Genomic DNA, 22,196 nt, shown 5'->3' with positions numbered 1-22,196 from the left:
GATAGACCGATGTTCGACGCTACTCAGATGTTCATTGTCGTCGCGGTGCTGCTGACGCTTGTCCTGTTCGGAACCCATATTGCGGTCGCGCTGGGCATCACCTCCGCTCTGGGCATCTACCTCATGCTGGGTGATGTGGAGGTCGTCCTCAGCTTCATCTCCAATACGGCGTATGAAGGAATTCGCGACTATATCTTCGCGGTCATTCCGCTGTTCATCCTGATGGGTGAGTTCCTGGCCCGGTCCGGGGCCGCGCGGGATCTCTTCAACCTCGTCAACCGGTTGACGACGTGGCTGCCGGGCCGCCTCGGCGTCGCCACCGTACTGGCCAACGCGGTATTCGCCTTCGTGTCCGGCGTCAGCATCGCAGCCGCGGCCACTTTCTCGCGTATTGCCTATCCCGAGATGAAGCGCTTCGGCTATCAGCGCCAGTTCTCGCTCTCCTGTATTGCCGGCAGTGCGTGCCTCGGAATGTTGATTCCACCCTCGGTCCTCATGATCGTGTGGGGTGTCTTGACCGAGCAGTCGATCGGAAGCCTGTTCATGGCAGGAGTCGTGCCGGGCATCGTCGTCGTGCTCGCATACAGCGCCTACATCGTTGGAACCGCCATCCTCCGTCCCGACATCGTCGGCGAACGCAAGGTGGCGCTTGCCCCCGGTGCAATACCTTCCGCGGATCACATGAAGCACGATGACCTCGGCGGCACTCTTTTCGGAACGCTGCTCGTGGTCTTCCTGGTCTGCGGTGTTCTCGGAGGCATCTGGTTCGGCTTCTTCACGCCGACGGAAGGTGCCGGCGTCGGCGCGGTCGCCGCGCTCGTCATCGCGCTGATCCGCGGACTGCGAATGAAGGAGGTCTTTGAAGTCGTCCTGTCGGCAGGTCGATCCTCGGCCCCCCTTCTTCTCCTTCTCGTCATGGCTCAGCTCTATTCCCGCGTCCTGTCGATGACCGGCATCACCGGCGCCGTGCAGTCGGCTTTGCTGGATACCGGGCTGCCTGCTGTCGCCATCCTCGGGATCATGATCCTGATCTGGTTCGTGCTCGGCTGCATCATCGACTCGATCTCAATCATTCTTCTGACGGTTCCCGTCTTCGCTCCGGTCGCCGCGGGGCTCGGCTACGATCCGCTGGCCTTTGCCATCATCGGCATTCTCGCCATCGAGACCGGGCTGCTGACGCCGCCCTTCGGGATCCTGGTCTTCACGGTCAAGGCGGCCCTGCCTCAGGAGAATGTCTCAGTCGGAGAGATCTTTCGCGGCTCGACCCCGTTCTGGGCCTGCCTGATCGGCGTCATCATCGCCATCATCATCTTCCCGCAAATCGCCACCTGGCTTCCGAACCTTGGAAGAGTTTGAGGAGACACCGATGCCTGCCTACTGGGTTGCGCGCTCGCGCATCAACGATCCTGTCGAGTACAAGAAGTACACGGACCGCGTCCCAGGGATCATCTCGCAATATGGTGGCAAGGTGCTTGCCCGAGGTGGAGATTTCAAGATCCTCGAAGGACCGGACACGTTCCATCGCTTCGTGGTGATCGAGTTTCCGTCACTGGCGGCAGCCGAAGAATGCCACCGCTCGGCCGAGTACCAGGAGGCATCGGCCTTCAGGAAGAGCGGTGCAGGCCAGGTAGAGCTCATCATCGTCGAGGGTGGCGACGCCACGAAATGATGTTTATCCTCGACTGACCGTAACGTGCGCTTGAAAGCAGAGATCAATGGCTAAAGCCGCTTTCGCGGGAGTTCTCGTTCCCGCCATCACCCCATTCGATGCTCGACTCGAACCCGATGCTCGCCTGTTCTTGAAGACCTGCCGCTGGCTGCTGGCTCAGGGCGCGAATGGGCTCGCCGTATTCGGCACGACCAGTGAGGCGAACTCGCTCTCTCTGGGCGAGCGCATGGAACTCCTCGAAGGTTTGGTCGAGGGAGGGATCGATCCCTCCCTCCTGCTCCCCGGCACCGGGCAATCCGCTCTTCCGGATGCAGTGGAACTGACGAGACATGCCGTCACTCTCGGCTGCGGCGGCGTTCTGATGCTGCCGCCTTTCTACTACAAGCCCGTCACGGAAGAAGGACTGTTCGCCTTCTACTCCGAGGTGATCGAGCGGGTCGGCTCGTCGGACCTGGAGTTGTGGTTGTACCACATCCCGCAGATGACCGGCGTCGGCATCCCGCACGGCCTCATCGAACGTCTGGTCAAGCGCTATCCTGATACTGTCCTTGGCATCAAGGACAGCTCCGGCGACTGGGCGAATACGGAGGCGATGCTCACCCGCTTTCCGGAATTCCGCATCTTCCCGAGCTCGGAAGGCGTCCTCCTGAAGGCCCTTCGTCTTGGCGCAGCCGGCTGCATCACGGCTTCCGGCAACATCAATGCGGCTGCCATTCGCGGTCTGATCGACAACTGGCAATCGCCAGAGGCGGACGAATTGCAGAAGCCGGTCGCGGAGGTGCGCAACATCTTCTCCGGATACCCTCTCATCCCAGCCGCTAAGGCCGTTCTCTCGACCATCCTTGCCGAGCCCGGCCTTGCGACGCTCCGGCCGCCTCTCACCCCTCTGACCGAGGCGCAGACGGCGGAACTGCTCGCGAAGCTCAAGGATGCCGGTCATGCCTTCGCACCTGCCGAGTTTCGATAGGGCGAAAAAGGAAGTGAGCCGGCCTGCCGGAGCAAAGCCGCCGAGGTTCGTTCTTCCATCTTGAAGCAGAGGAGGGTGTCATGGCGTTCACCGATCGAATTCCGTATCAGGCGCTGGTAGACCGGCCTTCGCTTCAACTGCCAAACGGCGCTCGGATCGCGGTGTGGTTCGTCCTCAATGTGGAGGAATGGCGGATCGAAAAGCCGATGCCGCGAACGGTCCTGCCGCCCCCCATGGGGCAGCCGCTCCTGCCGGACGTTCCGAACTGGTCATGGCACGAATACGGCATGCGGGCCGGGTTCTGGCGGCAATTCGAGGCGCTGACCCGGCGCAACATTCCGACGACCCTGGCGATCAACGGCAATGTCTGTACATCGTATCCGCGGGTGGCTGCGGCTGCCCGTGACGCCGGCTTCGAATTCATGGGTCATGGATTTCTCCAGGGACCCATGCACAAGGTCGAGAACCAGCGGGACGCGATCAGGAGATCGGTCGATGCAATCTCCTCCTTCGTGGGGCGTCCGCCCCGTTCGTGGGAAAGTCCTGGACTGACAGAGACGGAGGAAACGCTCGACCTGCTGCGGGAGCACGGGATCGAGTATGTCGCCGACTGGGTCATCGACGACCTGCCGCAGGAAATCGCCACGCCCCACGGAACCGTCACCACGATCCCGTACACGGTCGAGACCAACGACATCGTCGTCTACGCCCTTCAGCAGCACGCCTCCGAACAGTTCCTGAAGACAGGGAAGGATCAGTTCGACAGGCTCTATCAAGAGGGGGCGGAGAATGCGCGCGTGATGGCGATTTCCATGCATCCCTACATCACAGGCGTCCCGCATCGGATCCGCTATCTCGAGGAGTTGCTCGATTACGTGATCGGCCATGAAGGAGTGGCGCTGATGACGGCGAGCGAGATCGGCGATTGGTACACGGGGGAGATGGCAAGGCACCGCCGTTCAGCCGCATGAGCGAGACAGCGACCGTGGAGGCGATGAAGCTGTGGGGCCGCAGTACTTCGGTCAATGTCCAGAAGGTTCTCTGGGTCATGGCCGAACTCGGTCTGGAGGTGGAGCGCATCGACGCCGGAGGGTCCCATGGCGGCCTCGATTCCGCGTCCTACAGCGCCATGAATCCCAATCGTCGGATACCGACGCTTCAGGACGGCGATCTCGTTCTTTGGGAGTCCAACGTCATCGTGCGCTATTTCAGTGCCGTTTATGGCCGTGGGATGCTGCACCCCGCAAGTGCGGCCGATGCGGCCGTGGCGGACCAGTGGATGGACTGGATGCAGACGACCCTTTCGCCGGTATTCATTCCGCTTTTCTGGGAGGCCGTGCGCAAGCCCCCTTCGCAGCGCAGCCCGGAGCGTCTTTCGAAACTGGCCGAGGAGGCCGGACAGATCTATGCGATCCTCGATGCCAGGCTCGCCGAGACGCCCTGGCTAGGAGGGCAGACGTTCTCGATGGGAGATATCCCGGCCGGGGCCACCCTTTATCGCTGGTTCACCATGGATATCCCGCGGCCCGATCTTCCAAGGCTTGCGGAGTGGTTTGCACGGCTGAGCGAGCGGCCCGCTTACCGCTCCACGGTCATGACGAGCTACGATCCACTGCGGGGGCGTGACTAGCCCTCGCAGGATCAGCGGCGAAACCGCTCAGTCAGCGGTCCATCCGCCATCGACCAGGAGCGACGAACCCGTCATCAGGCTCGATGCATCGCTCGCCAGAAAGACGATGGCGCCGGTCAGGTCCTCCACCTGCCCGAGACGTCCCAGCTTGATCTTCGAGAGGACGCTGGAGCGGAAATTCGGATCTGCTAGGAAAGGCCGCGTCATGGGCGTTTCGATGAATGTCGGGCAAAGGGTGTTGACCCGGATGCCGTGCGGACCGAGCTCCACCGCCATAGCCTTGGTGAGGCCTTCGAGGGCGAATTTCGAGGTGCAGTAGACGGTGCGGTTGGCCCCGCCGACATGTCCCATTTGCGACGAGACATTGATGATGGAGCCCGCACGTCCGGCGGCGATCAAACGTTTGACGACCGCTTGCGCCGCGAAGAACGCGGCCCGAACGTTGAGGTTCATCACCGCATCGAAATCCTCGACCGGGACCTCGGTGAAGGGTTTCGGCCGGTTCGTGCCGGCGTTGTTCACGAAGATGTCGAAGGGCTCCGTTGCCTCGACGATCCGAGAGAATGCGCTCAGATCGTTCATGTCGAGCGGAAGAGCTTCGGCCGATTGGCCCTGATCGCGAATAGCCGCCGCCGCGGCTTCGATCTCTTCGGATGTGCGCGCAGCGAGCGTTACATGCGCACCGGCCGCTGCCAGTGCCGCCGCTGCGGCCAGACCGATGCCGCGCCCGGCGCCGGTCACGAGAGCACGCTTGCCGTCCAGGCGAAAGGACGGAGGATGGGGAAGGGGAGACGCTGCCATCATTCGGCCGCCGAAGCATAGGGGATGTTGCGTCCGCCGTAGCGGCGCACACGGATGTTGGCCTGCTCCGCATGGCCGGCAAATCCTTCGAGCATGCAGAGCCTCGAGCAGTACTCCCCGATCATGGCCGAGGCCTCGTCCGTCATGACCTTCTGGTAGGTGACGGTCTTCAGGAACTTGCCGACCCAGAGACCGCCCGTATAGCGCGCCGCCTTCTTGGTCGGGAGGGTGTGGTTGGTGCCGATGACCTTGTCGCCATAGGACACATTGGTCCGCGGGCCCAGGAACAGGGCGCCGTAATTCGTCATGTTGTTGAGGAAGTAATCCGGGTCGCGCGTCATGACCTGCACGTGTTCTGACGCAATGGCATCGGCCTCGCGCACCATTTCCTCGTCGGAATCGCAGACGATCACGGCGCCGTAATCGGCCCAGGCCTGCCGTGCGATTTCGGCGGTCGGCAGGATGCCCAGTAACCGCTCCACCTCGGCCATGGTCTCACGCGCCAGCGTCTCCGATGTGGTCAGAAGAATGGCAGGGGAGTTCGGACCGTGCTCCGCCTGCCCGAGCAGATCCGTCGCGCACATCTCGGCATCGACGGTTTCATCGGCGATGACCAGGGTTTCGGTGGGGCCGGCAAAAAGATCGATTCCCACGCGCCCGTAAAGCTGGCGTTTGGCCTCCGCCACGAAGGCATTGCCGGGACCGACGAGCATGTCCACAGGGTCGATGCTCTCGGTCCCGAGCGCCATGGCACCCACCGCCTGGACGCCGCCGAGGCAGTAGATCACGTCGGCGCCGGCAAGGTGCTGCGCCGCGACGATGGCGGGGGCCGGCCTTCCCTGGTAGGGCGGGGCACAGGTCATGATGCGGGGTACCCCCGCCACCTTTGCCGTGATGACCGACATATGCGCCGAAGCGAGCAGGGGATATTTGCCCCCCGGTACATAGCAGCCGACGGAATTTACCGGGATGTTCTTGTGGCCCAGGATGACTCCCGGCAGCGTCTCGACCTCGATGTCCTTCATCGAAGCCCGCTGGTGTTCGGCAAAGTTTCGGACCTGCTCCTGCGCAAAGCGGATATCGTCGAGATTGCGCTGCGAGAGCTCTGACAGGCAGTCCCGGATTTCCTGATCCGTCAACCTGTAGTCGGAACGATCCCAACGATCGAACTTCGCCGACAGCTCCCTTACGGCGGCATCGCCCCGCCTCGCGATGTCGTCGAGAATTCCCTCGACGGTGGCGCGGATCTTGGCGTCATCCTCGGCGATGGCCTCTGCATCGCGACCGCGTTTAAGCCAGCGTGCCATGGGAACTCCCTGATATTTATCTAGCGTTTGATCAATAAGGTCATCGCCGTGAGCGATATGTCAAGAAGTAGTGCTATCCGCTTTTCGGGTGCGAGAGCTTAGCTGCCGTGCCGGTTTGCCCAATAGGCGGGAAGGCTCGTGCCGTCTCTCTCACCCCAGCCGGAGCGTCCGGCTTCGTCATAGATGGCAAGCGTGCGTTCCACGAGGGGAAGGTCGATGCCTTGAGTCCTGGCTTCGTCCAGCATGGTCCGGAGATCCTTGCGGATTGAATTGACGTCGAAGGTCGGAGGGATGAATTCCTCGCCCGTCAGTGCCCGGGCAATCGCGGGCCCGCGAACCTTGAGAACGTTCGCACCCCCTGAAGTATCGGAAAAGAGATCCATCACGGCTTCCGGATCGTTCCCCAGATGCCGGCAAAGAGAGTAAGCCTCGCCGAGGGCCTGATAGAAGACCAGCAGGGGCAGGTTGATGGCGAGCTTCATGCTCGCTCCGGCCCCCACCGGCCCGACATGTTCCACGCGTCGGCACAACTGCTCAAGGATCGGACGGGCGCGCGCCACGTCATCGGGTGCGCCTCCCATGAGGCCGATGAGCTTGCCCGCTCTGGCGGGGCCGGTTGTGCCGCCCACGGGGCATTCGACGAAGGTCGCCCCGCTTTTGCGCACGTCCTCAGCCAGGCGTCGTTCCGTTTCCGGCTGCACGGTGCTCATGTCGATGACGAGCTTTCCCTCGAGATCGGCTGCGAGAAGTCCGGCCGGACTGCGATAGACACTGTCGATGGCTGCGGCATCCGTCAGGATCGTGATGATGGCGTCGCTCTTCTCTCCAACCTCGCTGGCCGATGCGGCTGCATAGGCACCTTGCGCGGTCAGATGCCTCGTCTTCTCGGGTGAGCGGTTCCACACGATCAAATCGTGCCCCACCTCCATCAATCGCTCAGCAATGGCGGTGCCCATGCGTCCAAGACCGGCGATCCCAATTTTCATGGCGTGTCCTCACGGTTTACGGCGGATCATGGCACTGCTCCCCATGTCTGACAACGAATGGCACAGGTCTCCCGCCCGCGCTTTTCGTGTCAGTCGCGCAGGAAGTTCAGCAGAGCGGTTTCGCTCATCACGGCAGCGGGTGTTTGGTGGCGTTCGGCGAGCGCCCGCTCCTCGGCTGTGTCGAATCGGGTCCGCATATAGGAACCGAGACGCCGTGCCTGATCGACGATCCTTCGGCCCATGGCGACCCTTTCCGCCTCGAATCGCTCCAGGGCGGAGGAGACATCCTGTTCCGCTTCGAGGGCAGCCGTGAGCGCCTTGGCGTCGCCAAATGCTTTCGCAACACCGCCGCCGACATGCGGGCGGGCGACGAACGCGGCATCGCCGACGAGAGCCACGCGCGAAAACGCCATGCGTGGACTTCCGAGGTCGTAGATCGGCTGGAGAAACGGCTGCTCGGTCACACGCACGAGATCGCGGAATTGCGGGGCCAGAACCTCGTCGCTGTGAGAACGCATCTCCTCGACGGAGTTGCGGGAGATCAGAGGAGGTGGAATCGAGCCGGTATGCGTATGCCCGGACTCATCCGTCAGGAGACGTTTGAGTTCGGTTTCCTCGTCCGCCGGGCGATACCAGACGAAGTTGTAGCGCCGGTGCCCGGGCCGCAGGTCGTCGTTCGGACCGGCGACCGGATAGCCCAGCATCTGCTCTCCCGGTGGGAGGCAGAAGGCGAAATAGGGAAAGAGGTCGCGATGGGCGGCAGGCGTCAGCGCGCCCTCGTCCACGAGACCGCGCCATGCGACATAGCCGGCATAGACGGATTTCACGTCCGGCAGGAACTGCTGCCGCACCGTGGAGCGGATGCCGTCCGCTCCGACGATGAGTTCGGCCTCCACCGTGCTGCCATCGCTGAAACGGGCGAGGGCGCTGTCCCTGCGGATCTCACAGCCGACAAGTTCCTTGCCCAGATGGTAGCGTCCGGCCGGGAAGGCGTCCCGCAGCATCTGAAAGAGGCGGTTCCATGAGGTCGCTGTCTGAGGGCAATGGTACCGGCCGATGAGGTTGCCGCTCCTGTCGAGCGTCCGCCGCTCATCCATGAAGACCCCGAGATCCTCTCCAGGATGCAGTCCCACCAAGGCCAGAGCCGATACAAGCTCGGGATGCGTGACGATTCCCGCACCTCTCCCCGAGAGCTCCACAGACACGCGCTCGTAGACATGCACGTCCCATCCGGCCCGCAGCAGCGAGAGGGCAGCGAACAACCCTCCCATGGAGCCGCCGACGACGATGGCACGGGGCGCTTGGGTCGGCATCGTGAAACTCCGCTCTGCTGCATTTTATCATATGATAAATAAAATACGGCCGGGAGGTCAAGGAGAAGCAGGAGATGGTTCACCGACGATTGCGCCGATGGTGGCCGGAAGTCCCTTGAGAAGGCTGTCGACGCTCAGCTCCAGAAAGGCCTGGAGCGGGAGGTGAGGCGCCGCCTGGTACACGTGCCGGCGCATGCCGTAGTAGAAGATTCCGCCGTGGAACATCCAATAGAGGTCGATTTCCGCTTCCTGGATCGGCAGGACGTCGAAGCCTGGTAAGCCATAGCCGAAGCGGATCTCCTCACAGATCCGACGGAGGATCCGCTCTTCGACGAACGTGATCCACCATTGATTGATCTCCAGCCCCCGAAGGCCGGAGAACAGATAGATGCGCATCCATTCGGAGGCGAAAACGACCTCCGTGTAACGGAGATAGAAGGTCACGAGACGCTCGCGCAGGGGCAGACGGCGGTCGGATATCAATCCCTCCCACTCGGCCTGCCAGCGGCCCAGGTAGACCTCGTTGTAGACCTCGCGGATCAGATCTTCCTTGGAGGGGAAGTAGCGATAGATGAGGGGTTGGGTGACTCCGAGCTTCTTCGCCAGGGCCCGGGTGCCGCCGTCGAAGCCCACCTCCGAAAAATAGGCGATGGCGGCATCGAGAATCTGCTGCCTGCGGTCGACAGGGGAGAGCCGTCGCCTTGGGGCCTTGGCATCAGGTTCGGAAGCGTTTGAACGGGCAGGTTTCACGATCGGTCTGTCGTCCCAGGCGCTGCCGCCGTGCAGCAATATCACTAGAAGCCACGGATTGCCCCGGCAGAAAAGAGATTTCTGCCGCCAGCGACGACTGCGACTGGGCTTAAACCGGCTCTATTCGCCCGCTTGCGGCCGAGCGCGTGATCGCCTCGAAGGTTCGCACGTTCGCCTCCATCTCCTCCAGCCGGACCGGGTAGGGTGCCTTCCCCATGACGGCCTGAGCGAAGCTCTCGAGATTGTCGCGAACCGCCGGATGGGGCGGGGCGAAGACCGTCACCGGCTCCTCCCCGCGATGGATCGTGGTCACGTCCCAGCCGGTGGGGTTCTCCGGATGCGTCCGGTCCCGGATCTCCATCCAGCCCTTCGACCCGTAAACGGCGAAACGGCCGACGAAAGGCGTCGCGAGAATGGCGGACAGCAAGGCGGTCGCGCCGTTCTCGAATCCGATCGTAATCGCGAGCGTATCACCGTTCGCAAAGGAGCTGCCCCTGGTCGCGAGGCGAGCCCAGACTTCCTTCGGGCGTCCGAAGACGGCAATCGACAGGTCTACCAGATGGATGCCGGTGGCCGACAGGGGGCCGACCGGCGACTCGGTGGGGGAAAGGCGCCAGTTGTCCGGCGGCAGCGCCAGGAATTTGTCCTGGCTGAAATTGGCCTCCATCAACAGGGCCGTACCGAACTCACCCTCCTCGAACCGCTTGCGCAGATCGATCACGGAGGGTTCGAAGCGCCTTTCGTGCCCGATTCCGAGCTGAACTCCTGCCGCCTTCACGGCGGCAATCGCGCGCTCCACTTCGGCGCCGGTTGTGCAGAGCGGCTTCTCACAGAAAATGTGCTTGCCGGCTTTTGCCGCCGCCACAATCTGGTCGGCATGGAAGCGGTGAGGCGAGCAGAGAATGACCGCATCGACGCTCGGATCCTCCAGGGCGTCCTCGAACCTCGCCGAGGTCCGCAGACCGAATTCCGACGCCACCTGCCGGCCGCCCTCGAGCGGGTCGATGCCGAGAACCGGCCGGATCAGGTCGCTTTGCCTGAGGTCGCGTGCAATCGTGCGCCCCCACCAGCCCAAGCCGACGATTGCAGCATTGATCATGTCATATCCCCACAAGGTAAGCGTTTCCGATCCGGCCGGCTTCCGTCCTGGCTGTCGGCGGCGCGGCTGCATCTGCCACATTCGCAGAGATCGCCAGGAGAACATCGCATGGTGCAGATCGTCTTCACCAATCCGACCAATTCTTAAGATGGTTGACGAAGCCATCATTGACCGGAATACCAAAAACAGTGCATTTATCAATTGAAAAATAAAGCCGAACGACTTGGCTTCCTTGTTTGGCCGGGACCTGTGCGATGGTTGACGGATTGCTTGCAAAGATTCCCCTGATCCTCGTTTGCGTGGTGCTTGGAGTCTTTCTCACCTGGCAAGGTCCGGTGAACGCAGAGGCGGCGCGCCGTCTCGGCTCTCCGGCTCTCGCAGCGCTCCTGTCGATCTCGATGAGTGTCGTGCTCGTTCTTGCCTTCGCGATCTTCACCGTCCGCGAAAGGCCCGACTGGAGCCAAGTGGGCGCCGCTCCCTGGTGGACATGGATCGGAGGGATCACCGGCGCAGTCTTCGTGGTCGGCAGCCTGCTCGTCGTTCCAAAGACAGGAAGCGTTCTATTCCTTCTCTCCGTCATCCTCGGCCAGATGATCGGCGCCATCACCGCGGACGGCTTCGGGCTGTGGGGGCTGCGGGAAACCACCATCAGTCCGATGAAGATCCTGGCGATGGGGCTGGTCCTCGCAGGCGCGGTCACCTTTCATCTTGGAGAGTAGGGCGCGGGACTGCATCCCGGCCTTGCGCCTCCGTGAGAGAGGCATAAGATTTCCCACCATCTGAGGCCGCACATTGCGGTTCACCGGGGAAGTGGGTCCATGCCTGAAAGCTCCAGCCTTGTCGCATTCGCCCTGGTGGCGCTCGGCATGGTGCTGACGCCCGGCCCTAACATGATCTATCTGGTTTCTCGCTCGATCTGCCAGGGGCCCGCAGCGGGGCTGATCTCTCTCTGCGGCGTCGCCTTGGGATTCGTGTTCTACATGCTGTGTGCCGCATTCGGCATCACGGCCGTAGTCATCGCGGTTCCCTATGCCTACGACGCGCTTCGGTTGGGCGGGGCCCTCTATCTGCTGTATCTTGCCTGGCAGGCTATCCGGCCCGGCGGGCGCTCGCCCTTCGAAGTTCGGGACCTGCCGAAGGATCCCCCGGGCCGACTGCTCGCGATGGGATTCGTCACGAATCTCCTCAATCCGAAGATTGCGGTCATGTATCTGTCGCTGCTGCCGCAGTTCATCCAACCGGAGAACGGCAGCATCCTGTCTCAGTCTCTCGTGCTCGGGGGCGTACAGATCGGCATCAGCGTGTCCGTGAACGCTCTCATTGCCATCACTGCGGGCTCGCTGGCGGCGTTCCTCGCCGGCCATCCCACATGGCTCGGCATCCAACGGTGGCTCATGGCGACCGTTTTGGCCGGTTTGGCGCTCCGGATGGCGACGGAGGCGAGGCGCTGACGCCCCACCTCCAAAGACGTCTCTACCTGCCGTGGCTCACTTGATGGCCTGAGGATTGATCGGCGATCCGGCCCCTCCGGGAAGGTGGAGAGGCGGCGCCGCAAAGAAGAACTCGTAGACGCCGTCGGCCGCGCAATCCTCGGCCAGTTCCTTCACATAGAAGATCTCGCCCATCGAAATGCCGATGGCCGGAATGACGACCCAGTGCCAGGGCTGGTTCGCCTCGTTGGTTTCGTTGGGGCGAACTTCGCAGCCCCAGGTATCGGAGCAGATCGCCGCGATGTCCTTCTCGCGGATCCAGTAGCAGGTCTCGAAGGCAAGGCCGGGCGCATCGCCGCCCGCATAGCCCGACCAGTCGCCCTTGGCGAGGCAGCGTTCCTGATGGCCCGTGCGGACGATGACGAAATCTCCCTTGCGGATTTCAACGCCTTGAGCCTTGGCACACCCGTCGAGATCCGCATTCGTGATGCCGTATCCGTCATCGAGCGAGTCGACGCCCTTCCATCGGGCGACATCGAGCAGCACACCGCGCCCGACCATCTTGTCCCGCACCTGCTCGATTCCGAGCTTGCGGGCTCCGCGCGCATCGACGAGCTTTGCGTCGTAGCCGTTGTACATCTTGTCATCGAGGAAGATGTGGCACAGGGCATCCCACTGGGTCGATGCCTGGCAGGGCATGCTGATCGCATCGTCGGCGTAGCGCAGATAGGGGAATGGCTCGTCCTGGTTTCCGGCCTCCGCATCCGTGCCCGTGGCAAGCATGGTGTGGATCGGGTTCCAGCGCCCTCCGAAGAGGCCGGACTGGATGGGCTCCTTGAGCGACAGGCCCAGGGCAAAGGTCTTGCCCTTGCGGATCAGCTTCGCGGCGGCCACCACGTCCTCCGGCGAGACGTTGTTCAAGGTCCCGATCTGGTCGTCCTCGCCCCAGCGCCCCCAGTTCGAGAGTTTTTCGGTAGCCTCGTAAATGGCAGCCCTGTTCACAGGCTTCGTCATATGCATCCTCCCGCAGACTTCTAATTATCGATTGAAAAACTAAAGCGGAGAGCTGTCAACGAGACAGTACGGTCAGGATTGCTCCGTTCACGGAGATCTCCACACCGGCCTTTTTGAAAGGGTCCCATTCGATCGAGCAGCAAACTGGTATCTCTGCCTCGGAATTGGTTGACCAATTTGACCGCTATCCCTAGTCTCGTCCGGAATGGAGTGTTTGAGACAGATGCGAGCGGACGAAACGACCCTTGGGCAACTCCGAGCCTGGCTCTCGGATGCGCAGTTGCCCGAAGACGGCAGGCTGCCGCCCGAGCGGGAACTCGCCGACCGGTTCGGCGTGAAGCGTGCGGAACTGCGCAAGGCTCTCGCTGTGATGGAGGGGGAGGGGCGCTTGCGGCGGCATGTCGGCAAGGGAACCTTCCTCGCGAAAGAAGATCCGGCCGATGTTCCCACGGACGCAGCCATCATCGCTCACCGCACGAGTCCGCCCGAGGCGATGCAGGCGAGAATCATCGTGGAGCCGGAAATCGCGCGCCTCGCCGCGCTGAAGGCGACATCTGCGCAGATCGGAGAGATGAAGGAACTCTGTCTCCAGATGCGCCATGCAAAAACCTGGGGCGAGTATGAGCACCTCGACTGGCGCTTTCACAACCTGCTGGCGGAGGCCAGCGGCAACAATCTGCTTCTCGAGATTCAGCGTCTCGTCAACGGAGTGCGCAGAGCCGTCGTCTGGGGGCACTTGGCCAAGCGACCGATAGGCCCCTCACCGGACTATCATTCCTTCGATGAGCATGATGCCATCGTCGAGGCGATCGCCAGCCGCGACCGCAGAGGGGCCGCCGACGCGATGCGACGCCATCTCAACAGTACGGCATCGACCATGCTGGACGATTAACGGCACCCGTCACTCCGGAACCGAAAGGACCCGGCTCTCGCCCAGATAGGCAAGAGCAAGATGTTCGTCGATGGTTGCCAGAACGTTGGATATGAGCGGCGCAGCCGCTGCCTCGAAGCTCCGCATGTCGAGGTCCTGTCGCTCGACCACCTGCACGCCCTGGGCCCGCAGGCGGCTGAGCGCCGTCTGGTCTTCCTCGATGGCAAACCCCCGTTGTGCCAGAGTGGCGGCCCGGGCTGCGGAGGTCAGAGCGCTCGCCTCCTGATCGGGCAGGCTCCGAAACCAACTGGCGCGGCAAATGAGAAGCGCGACCCCGAAGATGTGCCCGGTCATGCTGAGGAAACGATGGTGTTCATGCAGCCCGAAATTGAGCGTGTTCGTCAGAGGATTTTCCTGAGCATCCACAGCACCGCTCGCGACGGCCTTTACGAGGTCGCGGACATCAGTGACGACAGGTTTGAACCCGAAAGCAGCCAGCGTATTCTGGTACAGTTGATTGTCGAGAGTACGGATGACAAGGCCTGAGCAATCCTCTACCGACCGTATCGGCCGCGATCTGTTCGAGATATGGCGCATGCCGTTGTCCCAGAACCCGAGAACGTGGAGGCCGGTCATTCGCTCCACGTCTTCGGCAAGGAGGCGCCCGGCCTCTTCATCGAGCGCCCGATGAGCCCTCAACCTGTCGCTCACCGTCAGAGGCAGATCGAGAACCGCGAGCGACGGAACGCGCGTGGTCAGGTAACCCGAAGCCATGTAGCAGATATGGGCCTCTTCCTGCTCCACATGCTCGAACAAGGCCTTCGCCGTGGCCCCTGATGCAGTGACATCCTCGACGATCTCGACCTCCGATCCGGCCGCCGAGAGGCGTCTCGCGAGATGATGAAGGCCTCTCGTGTGAACCGACGAGGCGCCTTGGTAGCCTGAAAGACGAAGATGCATGGCTCTTTCCCTGGCTTTGGCAAGAGGAATAGGACCAATTTTCAACCAGTTTAAGCTCTTGGTCCTGCGCGGCGAGAATCTCGGCCCCTCATTATAGGCCGAGCGATCCCCCGAACCTGGCCGCATGGATTTAGCAGCCATTATTATTGCGATTGACGGCCATACGAAATTTTAATTGCGACACTCGACGCTTTCGACAGAGGCCGCACAGATCTTCCTCACAAGTCTTTGTTTATAAGCAAATAATCCGGAGCCGCGGTTCGCGCGGCTGGTTGTCACCCTCATGCATTCTCGGATTGAGGGTGAGTGTCGTGCCAAGACATCAAGGTCGCCCCTCAGGCCGAACTCTTTCAACCAATTGACAACCGGTAAAAGCGCGGCGCAATCTTTCCTTAGGTCAGTTGCAGCCGCAGGCAACGACAGGAGCCCGCCTTGCGAGCCCTGAAAGCGCCTCCGGCCGCGGCTGAGCGGCCTGGACGGCTTCGCGAGAAGTGGAGGACGGTCACAAAAAGAGCGAGGATCGAAAGCAGAGGGTCGATCACTCCGCCGCAAAAACTTTCCTCCCACCAAGACGCCAATTGGCAATCGAGCCTCCATGCAGACCACGGAGAAGGGGTTCCCCCTAACGAAGAACGACAGAGGAGGAAGTACGATGACCATGCGAAGCGCGCGAACCGTCGCCCTTACCTGTGCCCTTGCGGGCATCCTCGGCTTTGGGGCAGCACAGGCCCAGGAATTCCCCACGAAACCCATAACCCTGATCATCCCGGCCGGCGCCGGCGGGTCCCATGACATGACCGCGCGAGCCGTGACCAGCGTCGCGAGCGAGTATCTCGGGCAGCCGATCATCATCCAGCTCAAGCCGGGCGGAGGCGGGGCGATCGGATCGGATCAGGTCGCCAGGGCTCCGGCGGATGGCTACACCCTCCTGTTCGGCGGCCCCAACTGGAGCACGACGCTCCCAGCAGTCGAAGGCCGTTCCAAGGGACCGGACGATCTCGACCCCATCTGCCGCATCAACTACAGCCCGGTCATGGTGGCGACGAAACCTGATGCCCCCTACAAGACCTTCAAGGAAATGATCGCCTGGGCCAAGGAGAATCCGGGCAAGCTCGTCTTCGGCAATGCAGGTCCGTGGAGCCAGGCGGATCTGACCTGGAAGCAGATTTCCCAGATTACCGGCATCGAGAGCCGAAACGTTCCCCATGACGGCGGCGGTCCGTCGACCCTGGCGCTCCTGGGCGGACACGTGGACGTGGCGATCAATCCCACGACCACTTTCATGAGCTACATCCAGTCCGGCAAGCTCCGTCCCCTCGCGGTTCTGGACGACGAGCGCGACCCGAACCTCCCGGACGTTCCCACGGCCAAGGAGGAGGGGGTCGATGTCGTCTACTACCTGTGGCGCGGGATGCTCGCTCCGAAGGGAACGCCGCGTCCGATCATCGAGAAGCTTGCGGATGCCTGCAAGAAGATGACGGAGGACAAGACGGTCCAGGCCATGATCAAGTCCTTCGGCGACCGCATCCAGTATCTGGGTCCGGACGAATTCGGGAAGGTGTGGCGGACCGAGTTCAATCTTCACAAGGAGCTCGGCTCCTCGCTGAAGAAGTAAGGGATGGCCATGGCTGAGGCTCGTCGCGGTCTGAAGTCCGGCGACTTGGTGGCGGGAGGATTCTTCCTCCTGCTGGGCGTGGGGGCAATCGCCGGCGCAATCAGGCTTGAGATCGGCACACCGAGCGAGCCGCAGCCCGGGTTCTTTCCCTTCCTGGGCGGACTGGGTCTCACGATCCTGTCCGCCCTGCTCATTCTTCAGGATTTCCGGGGACGCAGCTCGGGCGGGGAGCCTTTCGTCGAGACGAGGCGTCCTGTTCTGGCCATCCTGGGCTTCGTTGCGTTCGTGGCTCTCCTCGACCCGTTGGGCTACGTGCTTGCCACGGCATTGCTCGCCGCCGTCCTGCTCCTGATCCTTGGGGTGAGGCTCGGATGGGGATCTATCCTGACGGTCGTCGTCCTGGCGGCGGGCAGCTATCTCCTGTTCGACCGGGTCCTGGACGTTCCTCTGCCCGAGGGAATCCTGGGCGCTGTTTTCGGCCCATAGGAACCTCGGACAATGTTGGAAAACCTCGCCAGCGGATTTGCCGTCGCCCTTTCTCCCTGGAACCTGGCTTATGCCGGTTTCGGTGCCGTTCTCGGAACGGCAATCGGCGTATTGCCGGGGCTCGGGCCGCCTGCCACCATCGCCATGCTGCTGCCGCTGACCTATGGAATGGAGCCCGTATCGGCGGTCATCATGTTGGCCGGCATCTTCTATGGAGCCATGTACGGCGGCTCCACCACGTCGATTCTCCTGAACATCCCGGGTGAGGCGGGATCGGTCGTCACGTGCCTCGACGGATACCGGATGACCCGCAGCGGACGGGCCGGCGCTGCACTCGGGATCGCGGCGATCGGATCCTTCATCGCCGGTACGCTTGGCGTCATTGGCCTGTCCCTGATCAGCCCCATCCTGGCCGAGTTCGCCCTTCGGTTCGGACCTGCTGAATACTTCTCCCTGGTGCTCCTGGGCCTTACCATGGCGGTCTATCTGTCAGGTGGGTCGGCGCTCAAAGGCCTGATGATGGGAGTTCTGGGCCTGCTCCTCGGGACCGTCGGCCTCGATCCGGTCCTGGGAGCCGAGCGCTTCACGTTCGGTCTGCCGAACCTCACGGATGGACTGGATTTCGTCGTCGTCGCGATGGGTCTGTTCGGCATCGCCGAGGTACTGAGCAATCTGGAGGCGCCCGAGCAGCCCGCCGCCCTCAAGACCGGCATCAAGAACATCCTGCCGACGCGCGAGGATTGGAAGCGGAGCTGGGCGCCGATTGCCCGGGGATCGCTCTTCGGTTTCTTCATCGGCGTCCTTCCAGGCGGGGGAGCGATCATCAGCTCCTTCGTGTCCTATGCGGTGGAGAAGAAGATCTCTAAACACCCCGAGCAGTTCGGCCATGGCGCCATCGAGGGCGTGGCCGCTCCCGAGTCGGCGAACAACGCTGCTTCCGTATCGTCCTTCATCCCGCTCCTGACACTGGGGATTCCCGGCAACGCCTCCATTGCGATGATCCTGGTCGCGCTCATGATCCACGGCATCAGGCCGGGACCGCAGCTCATTCAGGAACATCCGGACATTTTCTGGGGGGCGATTGCGTCCATGTATCTGGGCAACTTCATGCTTCTGGCCCTCAACCTTCCGTTGGTCGGCCTGTGGGTGAAGCTGCTTCGGGTACCCTACAGCATTCTCTCGCTGGTCGTGGTGGTGATCTGCATCGTGGGCGCATACAGCGTCAACAATTCCACGTTCGATGTCGGCGTCATGATCGTCTTCGGGGTCTTCGGCTATCTCCTGCGCAAGGGCGGCTTCCCGGCAGCTCCGTTGATCCTGGCGATGATCCTGGGTCCCATCCTCGAACGTTCGCTCCAACAGGCGATGATCAGTTCGGCGGGCGACCCGCTGATCTTCATCGAGAAGCCTCTCTCGGCCGGTCTCCTTGCCGTCGCGGCTCTCGTCGCCCTGACGCCGCTGCTCGGCCTTGTGCGCGGCGGAACGACGAAACCCGCATGAACACAGCCAAAGAGCCATCCATCGTGCCCCTGAATCGCAAGGACCGCTCATGACCTCGGAACGGAACGTCGGCGTCATCGGTCTGGGACGAATGGGCACCGGAATCGCAAAGCGCCTCGACGAGGCAGGGCGGCTCGGCGGCGCCTGGGATGTAAGCGAGACTGCGCGGGGAAGAGCGGGGCTCTCCGACGATGTCGCGATTGCTCCTCCCGCCCAGATTGCACAAAGGTGCACGTTCATATTGTTCGTGCTTCCAGGCAGTGCCGAGATCGAGGAGTGCCTGAGCGGCTCCGAGGGCATTCTCGCCGTCGACGGACCCGGTCAGGTGCTCGTCGACCTCACCACCTCGCGCCCGGGAGAGACCAAGAAGCTGGCGGGTCTCGTGGCCGGTCGCGGCAGGGCCTATCTCGATGCAGGCATGACGGGCGGCGCTCAGGCGGCGGATGCAGGTCGCCTGACATTGATGGTCGGCGGGCCGGATGAGCCGCTTGCCCATGTGCGTCCGGTGCTGGACCGCATCGCCACGCGGATCTTTCATCTCGGCCCTACCGGCGCCGGCCATACGATGAAGCTCGTTCACAACATGATCTGCCACACCATCTTCCTGGCAACGAGTGAAGGCTGTCGCGTGGCCGAAGCCGCAGGGATCGAACTGGCGGACGCCGTGGCCGTCATCAACGCCGGAAACGCCCGGAGCTTCATCAGCGAGGCGCGGTTCCCCAACCATATCCTCTCGGGCACCTTCGACGGCCGCTCGGCCGTTACGAATCTCGCCAAGGATCTGGCGATGGCGGTGGAGTTGGAGCGGGAAGTCGGTCTGCCGGCGGCCTATGGCCCGCTCACCGCGCGTCTCCTGGCGCGAGCCCTGGAGCACGGTATGGGAGATCAGGATTTCACCACGCTCTACAGGGCTCTCGACAGCCTCCTCGTGGAGGAGAGCGGCACGGAACCCGTGGCGTGATGGCTCGTCTCCGGCGGGCCCCATGGCCACTGCTTTTTGACGGAAGGGGTGTGCGATGGCGCGAAAGGTTGGCCTGATCGGTCTCGGCCTCATGGGCAGCGCTCTTGCCCAGCGCCTGATCGGTGCAGGTCTCGACGTTCTGGGTTTCGATCTCGACCGGTCGAAATGCGATGAATTGGAAAAGAAGGGCGGACGCACCGCGGCATCCGTCGCCGATGTGGGGCACTCATGCGATGTCGTGCTCATCGCCGTACTGACGGTCGATCAGGTCGAGCAGGTCGTGGAGGGCGAGAATGGTCTCGCCGGAGCAGAACGGCCGCCGACCGTCCTTTGCACCGCAACCTGCGACCCTGAACGGATTGCTTCGCTCGCCTCCCGCTGCGCCTCGCGGGGAATGGTTTTTCTCGACACTCCCGTGTCGGGAAGCAGCGGACAGGTTGCCAAGGGCGAGGGCCTCGGATTGGTCGCCGGAGACCGGGACGAGGCTGCAAGATGCGCGGACGTCATCGAGGCGATCTATCCCCGCCACGTCTATGTCGGGCCTGCGGGCGATGCGAGCCGGGCCAAGCTCGCGATCAACCTCGCCCTGGGGCTGAATCGGGCCGCGCTCGCGGAGTCGCTGGTCTTCGCGGAGCGGATCGGACTCGATCCCGCCGCCTTCCTCGCCATTGCGAAGCAATCCGCCGCCTACTCCCAGATCATGGACGTCAAGGGCGCGAAGATGATCGAGGGCGATTTCGCGCCGCAGGGGCGGATCGTCCAGAGCCGCAAGGATTTCGGCCTGATCCTCTCCGAAGCCGGGCGCGTGGGCCAGCGTCTACCCATGGCCGAGATTCTCATGGGCCTTCTGGAGGGCTGCATCGAGAACGGGGAGGGGGATTGGGACAATTCCGCCGTCATCCAGGAAGTGCGCAGGCGTCACGCACGATGAAAGGGCTCGCGCCGGTTCTGGGAGCATGTGCCTTCGCCAGCGGCTTCGGCATCAGGATCGTGGACCCGATGGTCCCGCTCCTGTCCGCAGAGTTCGCGGTCTCCCTCGGTGCGACCTCCCTGCTCGTGACGGCCTTTGCCTTCTCCTACGCTCTCGGCCAGCCGATCCTCGGCCCTCTCGCCGATGCCATCGGCAAGACACGGCTGATCGTCCTGTGCGGAGCGATCGTATCGGTTCTCTTTCTCGCCTGCGCCCTGGCTCCGGCATTCCCGTTCCTTGCCGTCGTGCGAGGCATCTCGGGTCTTGCCGCGGGCGGCATCATTCCCGTCGCCATCGCCGCCCTGAGCGACAGCGTCAGCGTCGCGGAACGCCAGGTGGCGCTCGGCCGCTTCCTCGTTGCTTCGATTCTCGGTCAGATGCTCGGGGCTGCCGTATCCGGCGTGGTGTCGGAACTCTTCGGCTGGCGAGCCGTGTTTCTGCTGACGAGCGCGCTCATGGCGGCGGCAATCACGGTCGCCTTCCTGGTCCTCCCGCAGAGCCCGCGGGTCGGGGAGGGCCTCTCGCGAGGCTCCATCTTCCGTCAGCACGGAAAGATCCTTTCGAGCCGGAGAGCCGTCTTCCTGTTCTGCCTGGTGATCCTCGGCGCCGTCGCGGCTTACGGGCTCTTCCCGTTCGTTGCCGCCATCCTCCTCGAACGCTTCGGCACGGGCACCTATGAGGCAGGACTTGTGCTGGGAGGGTTCGGGTTGGGCGGAGTGCTCTATGCGCTCACGGTGCGGAGGGTCATCGGCCTGCTCGGGCCTCGGTGGATGAGCTGGGCCGGGGGACTCGGCAGCGGTGCGGCGCTCATCGCCTTCGCGTTTCCGCTACCCTGGACCTGGAACATCGCGTCGTTCACGCTGCTGGGGTTCGCCTATTTCATGCTCCACAACAAGTTCCAGACCCATGCGGCCGAGCTGGCGCCGGGAGCGAGCGGCTCGGCGATCTCCCTGTTCGCCTTCTGCATATTCGCGGCCCAGGGAATCGGGCCTCTCGTGGTCGGCGGGGCTCTTTCGGTTCTCCCGATTCCCGTCGTCCTGACGCTCATGGGCGCTCTGGTCACCGGCGTCGGCGTTCTCGCCCCCTGGATCCTCTCCAAGGAATGAGTGGCCTGCCGGGAGGCGGCGAACCCCCTAGGGCTTCAGATAAAGCGCAAGCCGGCCCGCCGCGTTCTTCAGGTGTGTCTCGGCGGCCAGCCGGGCGCCAGATGCATCCTGACGCGCAATGGCGTCGGAGATCGCCTGATGCTCGGCCTGCACGGCTTGGGTCAGCCCTTCGAGCCGGGCTGTGTTGGCACGCGCGGTGCGAATGAAGGTGCGGACGCGGCGGTCGAGAAAATCGGACAGATCGCGGAAGAAGGGATTTCCGGTGGCCTCGATGATCGACCGGTGGAAGGCGAGATCTTCCTCGACCCCCGGCTCTCCCCGGTCGATTGCGGCCTGCATTGCGTCGAGCTGCGCCTGGATGTTGCGCAGATCCTTGTCGGATCTGCGGGCGGCGGCGTGCTCCGTGGCGCTGGCTTCGATGGCCATCAGGAGTTCGACGATGTTCCGGATCTCCTCCTTGTCGGTGAAATCCGCAACGTCGAGCCGGAACACGGAAACCGCCCCCGGATCGGCCACGAAGGCTCCCGCCCCCTGGCGCGTCACGACGAGCCCGTCATGCTTGAGGCGCCCGATCGCCTCACGGACGGTCGGGCGGCTGACGCCGTAGGTCTCGGAAATCTGCTGCTCGGTGGCGAGCCGTTCGCCGGGACGCAATCGCCCCGATACGATCTCGTCCCTCAGGCGCAGGGCAAGGGTATCTGCCAAGGAGGGGGCTCGGCCAAGGATGTCGCGTGAATGTTGTGCCATGGGAGATTGTCCTT

Annotated in this window: 23 protein-coding genes; 14 read left to right on the top strand and 9 right to left on the bottom strand. The window is 63.0% G+C overall.

Translation table 11 applies throughout. From position 1 onward, the window contains the following. Positions 1–9 precede the first annotated feature (9 nt). From LGR44_RS19900 to LGR44_RS19880, 5 genes are all read left to right on the top strand, one after another. Positions 10–1,356, top strand: a complete 1,347-nt coding sequence (locus tag LGR44_RS19900) for a TRAP transporter large permease (protein WP_226742462.1) — start codon at positions 10–12, stop codon at positions 1,354–1,356. Between the two features lie 10 nt (positions 1,357–1,366). Continuing rightward, positions 1,367–1,669 (top strand): DUF1330 domain-containing protein, encoded by a 303-nt coding sequence (locus LGR44_RS19895; protein ID WP_226742461.1) that lies wholly within the window; start codon positions 1,367–1,369, stop codon positions 1,667–1,669. Positions 1,670–1,715: 46 nt separating this feature from the next. Continuing rightward, positions 1,716–2,636, top strand: a complete 921-nt coding sequence (locus tag LGR44_RS19890) for a dihydrodipicolinate synthase family protein (RefSeq protein WP_226742460.1) — start codon at positions 1,716–1,718, stop codon at positions 2,634–2,636. An 80-nt stretch (positions 2,637–2,716) separates the two neighbouring features. Continuing rightward, positions 2,717–3,607, top strand: a complete 891-nt coding sequence (locus LGR44_RS19885; RefSeq protein ID WP_226742459.1) for a polysaccharide deacetylase family protein — start codon at positions 2,717–2,719, stop codon at positions 3,605–3,607. Further along, on the top strand, positions 3,604–4,266 hold the full coding sequence (locus LGR44_RS19880; protein WP_226742458.1) for a glutathione S-transferase family protein: 663 nt from the start codon (positions 3,604–3,606) through the stop codon (positions 4,264–4,266). The genes LGR44_RS19885 and LGR44_RS19880 overlap by 4 nt, the downstream gene beginning before the upstream one ends. Positions 4,267–4,293: 27 nt before the next feature. Here LGR44_RS19880 and LGR44_RS19875 read toward each other — a convergent pair whose 3' ends face one another. The 6 genes from LGR44_RS19875 to LGR44_RS19850 all read right to left on the bottom strand — a co-directional run bounded on the left by LGR44_RS19875 (position 4,294) and on the right by LGR44_RS19850 (position 10,522). Further along, the gene (locus tag LGR44_RS19875) at positions 4,294–5,067 is read right to left on the bottom strand and encodes an SDR family NAD(P)-dependent oxidoreductase (protein WP_404809961.1); all 774 of its coding nucleotides are present in this window, start codon (positions 5,065–5,067) and stop codon (positions 4,294–4,296) included. Continuing rightward, positions 5,067–6,374: a histidinol dehydrogenase gene (gene hisD, locus LGR44_RS19870; RefSeq protein WP_226742456.1), complete on the bottom strand. Its 1,308-nt coding sequence runs from the start codon at positions 6,372–6,374 to the stop codon at positions 5,067–5,069. The genes LGR44_RS19875 and hisD overlap by 1 nt, the downstream gene beginning before the upstream one ends. Positions 6,375–6,472: 98 nt before the next feature. Next, positions 6,473–7,360: an NAD(P)-dependent oxidoreductase gene (locus tag LGR44_RS19865; protein WP_226742455.1), complete on the bottom strand. Its 888-nt coding sequence runs from the start codon at positions 7,358–7,360 to the stop codon at positions 6,473–6,475. 89 nt (positions 7,361–7,449) lie between these two features. Further along, the gene (locus tag LGR44_RS19860; RefSeq protein WP_226742454.1) at positions 7,450–8,673 is read right to left on the bottom strand and encodes an FAD binding domain-containing protein; all 1,224 of its coding nucleotides are present in this window, start codon (positions 8,671–8,673) and stop codon (positions 7,450–7,452) included. Between the two features lie 57 nt (positions 8,674–8,730). Further along, positions 8,731–9,423, bottom strand: coding sequence for a TetR/AcrR family transcriptional regulator (locus tag LGR44_RS19855; protein ID WP_226742453.1), 693 nt, complete (start codon positions 9,421–9,423; stop codon positions 8,731–8,733). 109 nt (positions 9,424–9,532) lie between these two features. Continuing rightward, positions 9,533–10,522: a Gfo/Idh/MocA family protein gene (locus LGR44_RS19850; protein ID WP_226742452.1), complete on the bottom strand. Its 990-nt coding sequence runs from the start codon at positions 10,520–10,522 to the stop codon at positions 9,533–9,535. Positions 10,523–10,776: 254 nt separating this feature from the next. On the opposite strand from LGR44_RS19850, the gene LGR44_RS19845 reads away from it, so the two are divergent. Both LGR44_RS19845 and LGR44_RS19840 read left to right on the top strand, forming a co-directional pair. After that, entirely contained in the window at positions 10,777–11,241 is a 465-nt protein-coding gene (locus tag LGR44_RS19845; RefSeq protein ID WP_226742451.1) for a DMT family transporter, read from the top strand. A gap of 99 nt (positions 11,242–11,340) precedes the next feature. Beyond that, positions 11,341–11,973 carry a LysE family translocator gene (locus tag LGR44_RS19840; RefSeq protein ID WP_226742450.1) on the top strand — a complete coding sequence of 211 codons (633 nt, stop codon included), beginning with the start codon at positions 11,341–11,343 and terminating at the stop codon, positions 11,971–11,973. Between the two features lie 36 nt (positions 11,974–12,009). On the opposite strand, the gene LGR44_RS19835 is transcribed toward LGR44_RS19840, so the two are convergent. Continuing rightward, entirely contained in the window at positions 12,010–12,966 is a 957-nt protein-coding gene (locus tag LGR44_RS19835; RefSeq protein WP_226742449.1) for a cyclase family protein, read from the bottom strand. A 205-nt stretch (positions 12,967–13,171) separates the two neighbouring features. On the opposite strand from LGR44_RS19835, the gene LGR44_RS19830 reads away from it, so the two are divergent. Further along, positions 13,172–13,858: a FadR/GntR family transcriptional regulator gene (locus tag LGR44_RS19830; RefSeq protein WP_226742448.1), complete on the top strand. Its 687-nt coding sequence runs from the start codon at positions 13,172–13,174 to the stop codon at positions 13,856–13,858. 9 nt (positions 13,859–13,867) lie between these two features. On the opposite strand, the gene LGR44_RS19825 is transcribed toward LGR44_RS19830, so the two are convergent. Then, the gene (locus LGR44_RS19825) at positions 13,868–14,797 is read right to left on the bottom strand and encodes a TRAP transporter substrate-binding protein (protein WP_226742447.1); all 930 of its coding nucleotides are present in this window, start codon (positions 14,795–14,797) and stop codon (positions 13,868–13,870) included. A 652-nt stretch (positions 14,798–15,449) separates the two neighbouring features. Here LGR44_RS19825 and LGR44_RS19820 point away from each other — a divergent pair. Genes LGR44_RS19820 through LGR44_RS19795 form a run of 6 tightly spaced genes read left to right on the top strand, consistent with a single transcriptional unit; the run spans position 15,450 to position 21,435 of the window. Next, positions 15,450–16,412 (top strand): Bug family tripartite tricarboxylate transporter substrate binding protein, encoded by a 963-nt coding sequence (locus tag LGR44_RS19820; protein WP_226742446.1) that lies wholly within the window; start codon positions 15,450–15,452, stop codon positions 16,410–16,412. Between the two features lie 9 nt (positions 16,413–16,421). Continuing rightward, on the top strand, positions 16,422–16,898 hold the full coding sequence (locus LGR44_RS19815) for a tripartite tricarboxylate transporter TctB family protein (protein ID WP_226742445.1): 477 nt from the start codon (positions 16,422–16,424) through the stop codon (positions 16,896–16,898). A 12-nt stretch (positions 16,899–16,910) separates the two neighbouring features. Further along, positions 16,911–18,398, top strand: a complete 1,488-nt coding sequence (locus LGR44_RS19810; protein ID WP_226742444.1) for a tripartite tricarboxylate transporter permease — start codon at positions 16,911–16,913, stop codon at positions 18,396–18,398. Between the two features lie 49 nt (positions 18,399–18,447). Next, entirely contained in the window at positions 18,448–19,359 is a 912-nt protein-coding gene (locus tag LGR44_RS19805) for an NAD(P)-dependent oxidoreductase (RefSeq protein ID WP_226742443.1), read from the top strand. A gap of 55 nt (positions 19,360–19,414) precedes the next feature. Then, entirely contained in the window at positions 19,415–20,290 is an 876-nt protein-coding gene (locus tag LGR44_RS19800) for an NAD(P)-dependent oxidoreductase (protein ID WP_226742442.1), read from the top strand. Beyond that, entirely contained in the window at positions 20,287–21,435 is a 1,149-nt protein-coding gene (locus LGR44_RS19795; RefSeq protein WP_226742441.1) for an MFS transporter, read from the top strand. The genes LGR44_RS19800 and LGR44_RS19795 overlap by 4 nt, the downstream gene beginning before the upstream one ends. A 27-nt stretch (positions 21,436–21,462) precedes the next feature. On the opposite strand, the gene LGR44_RS19790 is transcribed toward LGR44_RS19795, so the two are convergent. Next, positions 21,463–22,140: a FadR/GntR family transcriptional regulator gene (locus LGR44_RS19790; protein WP_226742440.1), complete on the bottom strand. Its 678-nt coding sequence runs from the start codon at positions 22,138–22,140 to the stop codon at positions 21,463–21,465. Positions 22,141–22,196 lie beyond the last annotated feature (56 nt).

The organism is Microvirga lenta, from assembly GCF_020532555.1.
GTDB lineage: Bacteria > Pseudomonadota > Alphaproteobacteria > Rhizobiales > Beijerinckiaceae > Microvirga > Microvirga lenta.
This window is presented reverse-complemented; position numbering and strand designations above follow the sequence as displayed.

Bases quoted from the DNA above. Each gene is read 5' to 3' on its own strand.
- LGR44_RS19900 (WP_226742462.1), top strand. From the start codon at position 10: ATGTTCGACGCTACTCAGATGTTCATTGTCGTCGCGGTGCTGCTGACG.
- LGR44_RS19895 (WP_226742461.1), top strand. From the start codon at position 1,367: ATGCCTGCCTACTGGGTTGCGCGCTCGCGCATCAACGATCCTGTCGAG.
- LGR44_RS19890 (WP_226742460.1), top strand. From the start codon at position 1,716: ATGGCTAAAGCCGCTTTCGCGGGAGTTCTCGTTCCCGCCATCACCCCA.
- LGR44_RS19885 (WP_226742459.1), top strand. From the start codon at position 2,717: ATGGCGTTCACCGATCGAATTCCGTATCAGGCGCTGGTAGACCGGCCT.
- LGR44_RS19880 (WP_226742458.1), top strand. From the start codon at position 3,604: ATGAGCGAGACAGCGACCGTGGAGGCGATGAAGCTGTGGGGCCGCAGT.
- LGR44_RS19875 (WP_404809961.1), bottom strand. From the start codon at position 5,067: ATGGCAGCGTCTCCCCTTCCCCATCCTCCGTCCTTTCGCCTGGACGGC.
- hisD (WP_226742456.1), bottom strand. From the start codon at position 6,374: ATGGCACGCTGGCTTAAACGCGGTCGCGATGCAGAGGCCATCGCCGAG.
- LGR44_RS19865 (WP_226742455.1), bottom strand. From the start codon at position 7,360: ATGAAAATTGGGATCGCCGGTCTTGGACGCATGGGCACCGCCATTGCT.
- LGR44_RS19860 (WP_226742454.1), bottom strand. From the start codon at position 8,673: ATGCCGACCCAAGCGCCCCGTGCCATCGTCGTCGGCGGCTCCATGGGA.
- LGR44_RS19850 (WP_226742452.1), bottom strand. From the start codon at position 10,522: ATGATCAATGCTGCAATCGTCGGCTTGGGCTGGTGGGGGCGCACGATT.
- LGR44_RS19845 (WP_226742451.1), top strand. From the start codon at position 10,777: ATGGTTGACGGATTGCTTGCAAAGATTCCCCTGATCCTCGTTTGCGTG.
- LGR44_RS19840 (WP_226742450.1), top strand. From the start codon at position 11,341: ATGCCTGAAAGCTCCAGCCTTGTCGCATTCGCCCTGGTGGCGCTCGGC.
- LGR44_RS19835 (WP_226742449.1), bottom strand. From the start codon at position 12,966: ATGACGAAGCCTGTGAACAGGGCTGCCATTTACGAGGCTACCGAAAAA.
- LGR44_RS19830 (WP_226742448.1), top strand. From the start codon at position 13,172: ATGGAGTGTTTGAGACAGATGCGAGCGGACGAAACGACCCTTGGGCAA.
- LGR44_RS19825 (WP_226742447.1), bottom strand. From the start codon at position 14,797: ATGCATCTTCGTCTTTCAGGCTACCAAGGCGCCTCGTCGGTTCACACG.
- LGR44_RS19820 (WP_226742446.1), top strand. From the start codon at position 15,450: ATGACCATGCGAAGCGCGCGAACCGTCGCCCTTACCTGTGCCCTTGCG.
- LGR44_RS19815 (WP_226742445.1), top strand. From the start codon at position 16,422: ATGGCTGAGGCTCGTCGCGGTCTGAAGTCCGGCGACTTGGTGGCGGGA.
- LGR44_RS19810 (WP_226742444.1), top strand. From the start codon at position 16,911: ATGTTGGAAAACCTCGCCAGCGGATTTGCCGTCGCCCTTTCTCCCTGG.
- LGR44_RS19805 (WP_226742443.1), top strand. From the start codon at position 18,448: ATGACCTCGGAACGGAACGTCGGCGTCATCGGTCTGGGACGAATGGGC.
- LGR44_RS19800 (WP_226742442.1), top strand. From the start codon at position 19,415: ATGGCGCGAAAGGTTGGCCTGATCGGTCTCGGCCTCATGGGCAGCGCT.
- LGR44_RS19795 (WP_226742441.1), top strand. From the start codon at position 20,287: ATGAAAGGGCTCGCGCCGGTTCTGGGAGCATGTGCCTTCGCCAGCGGC.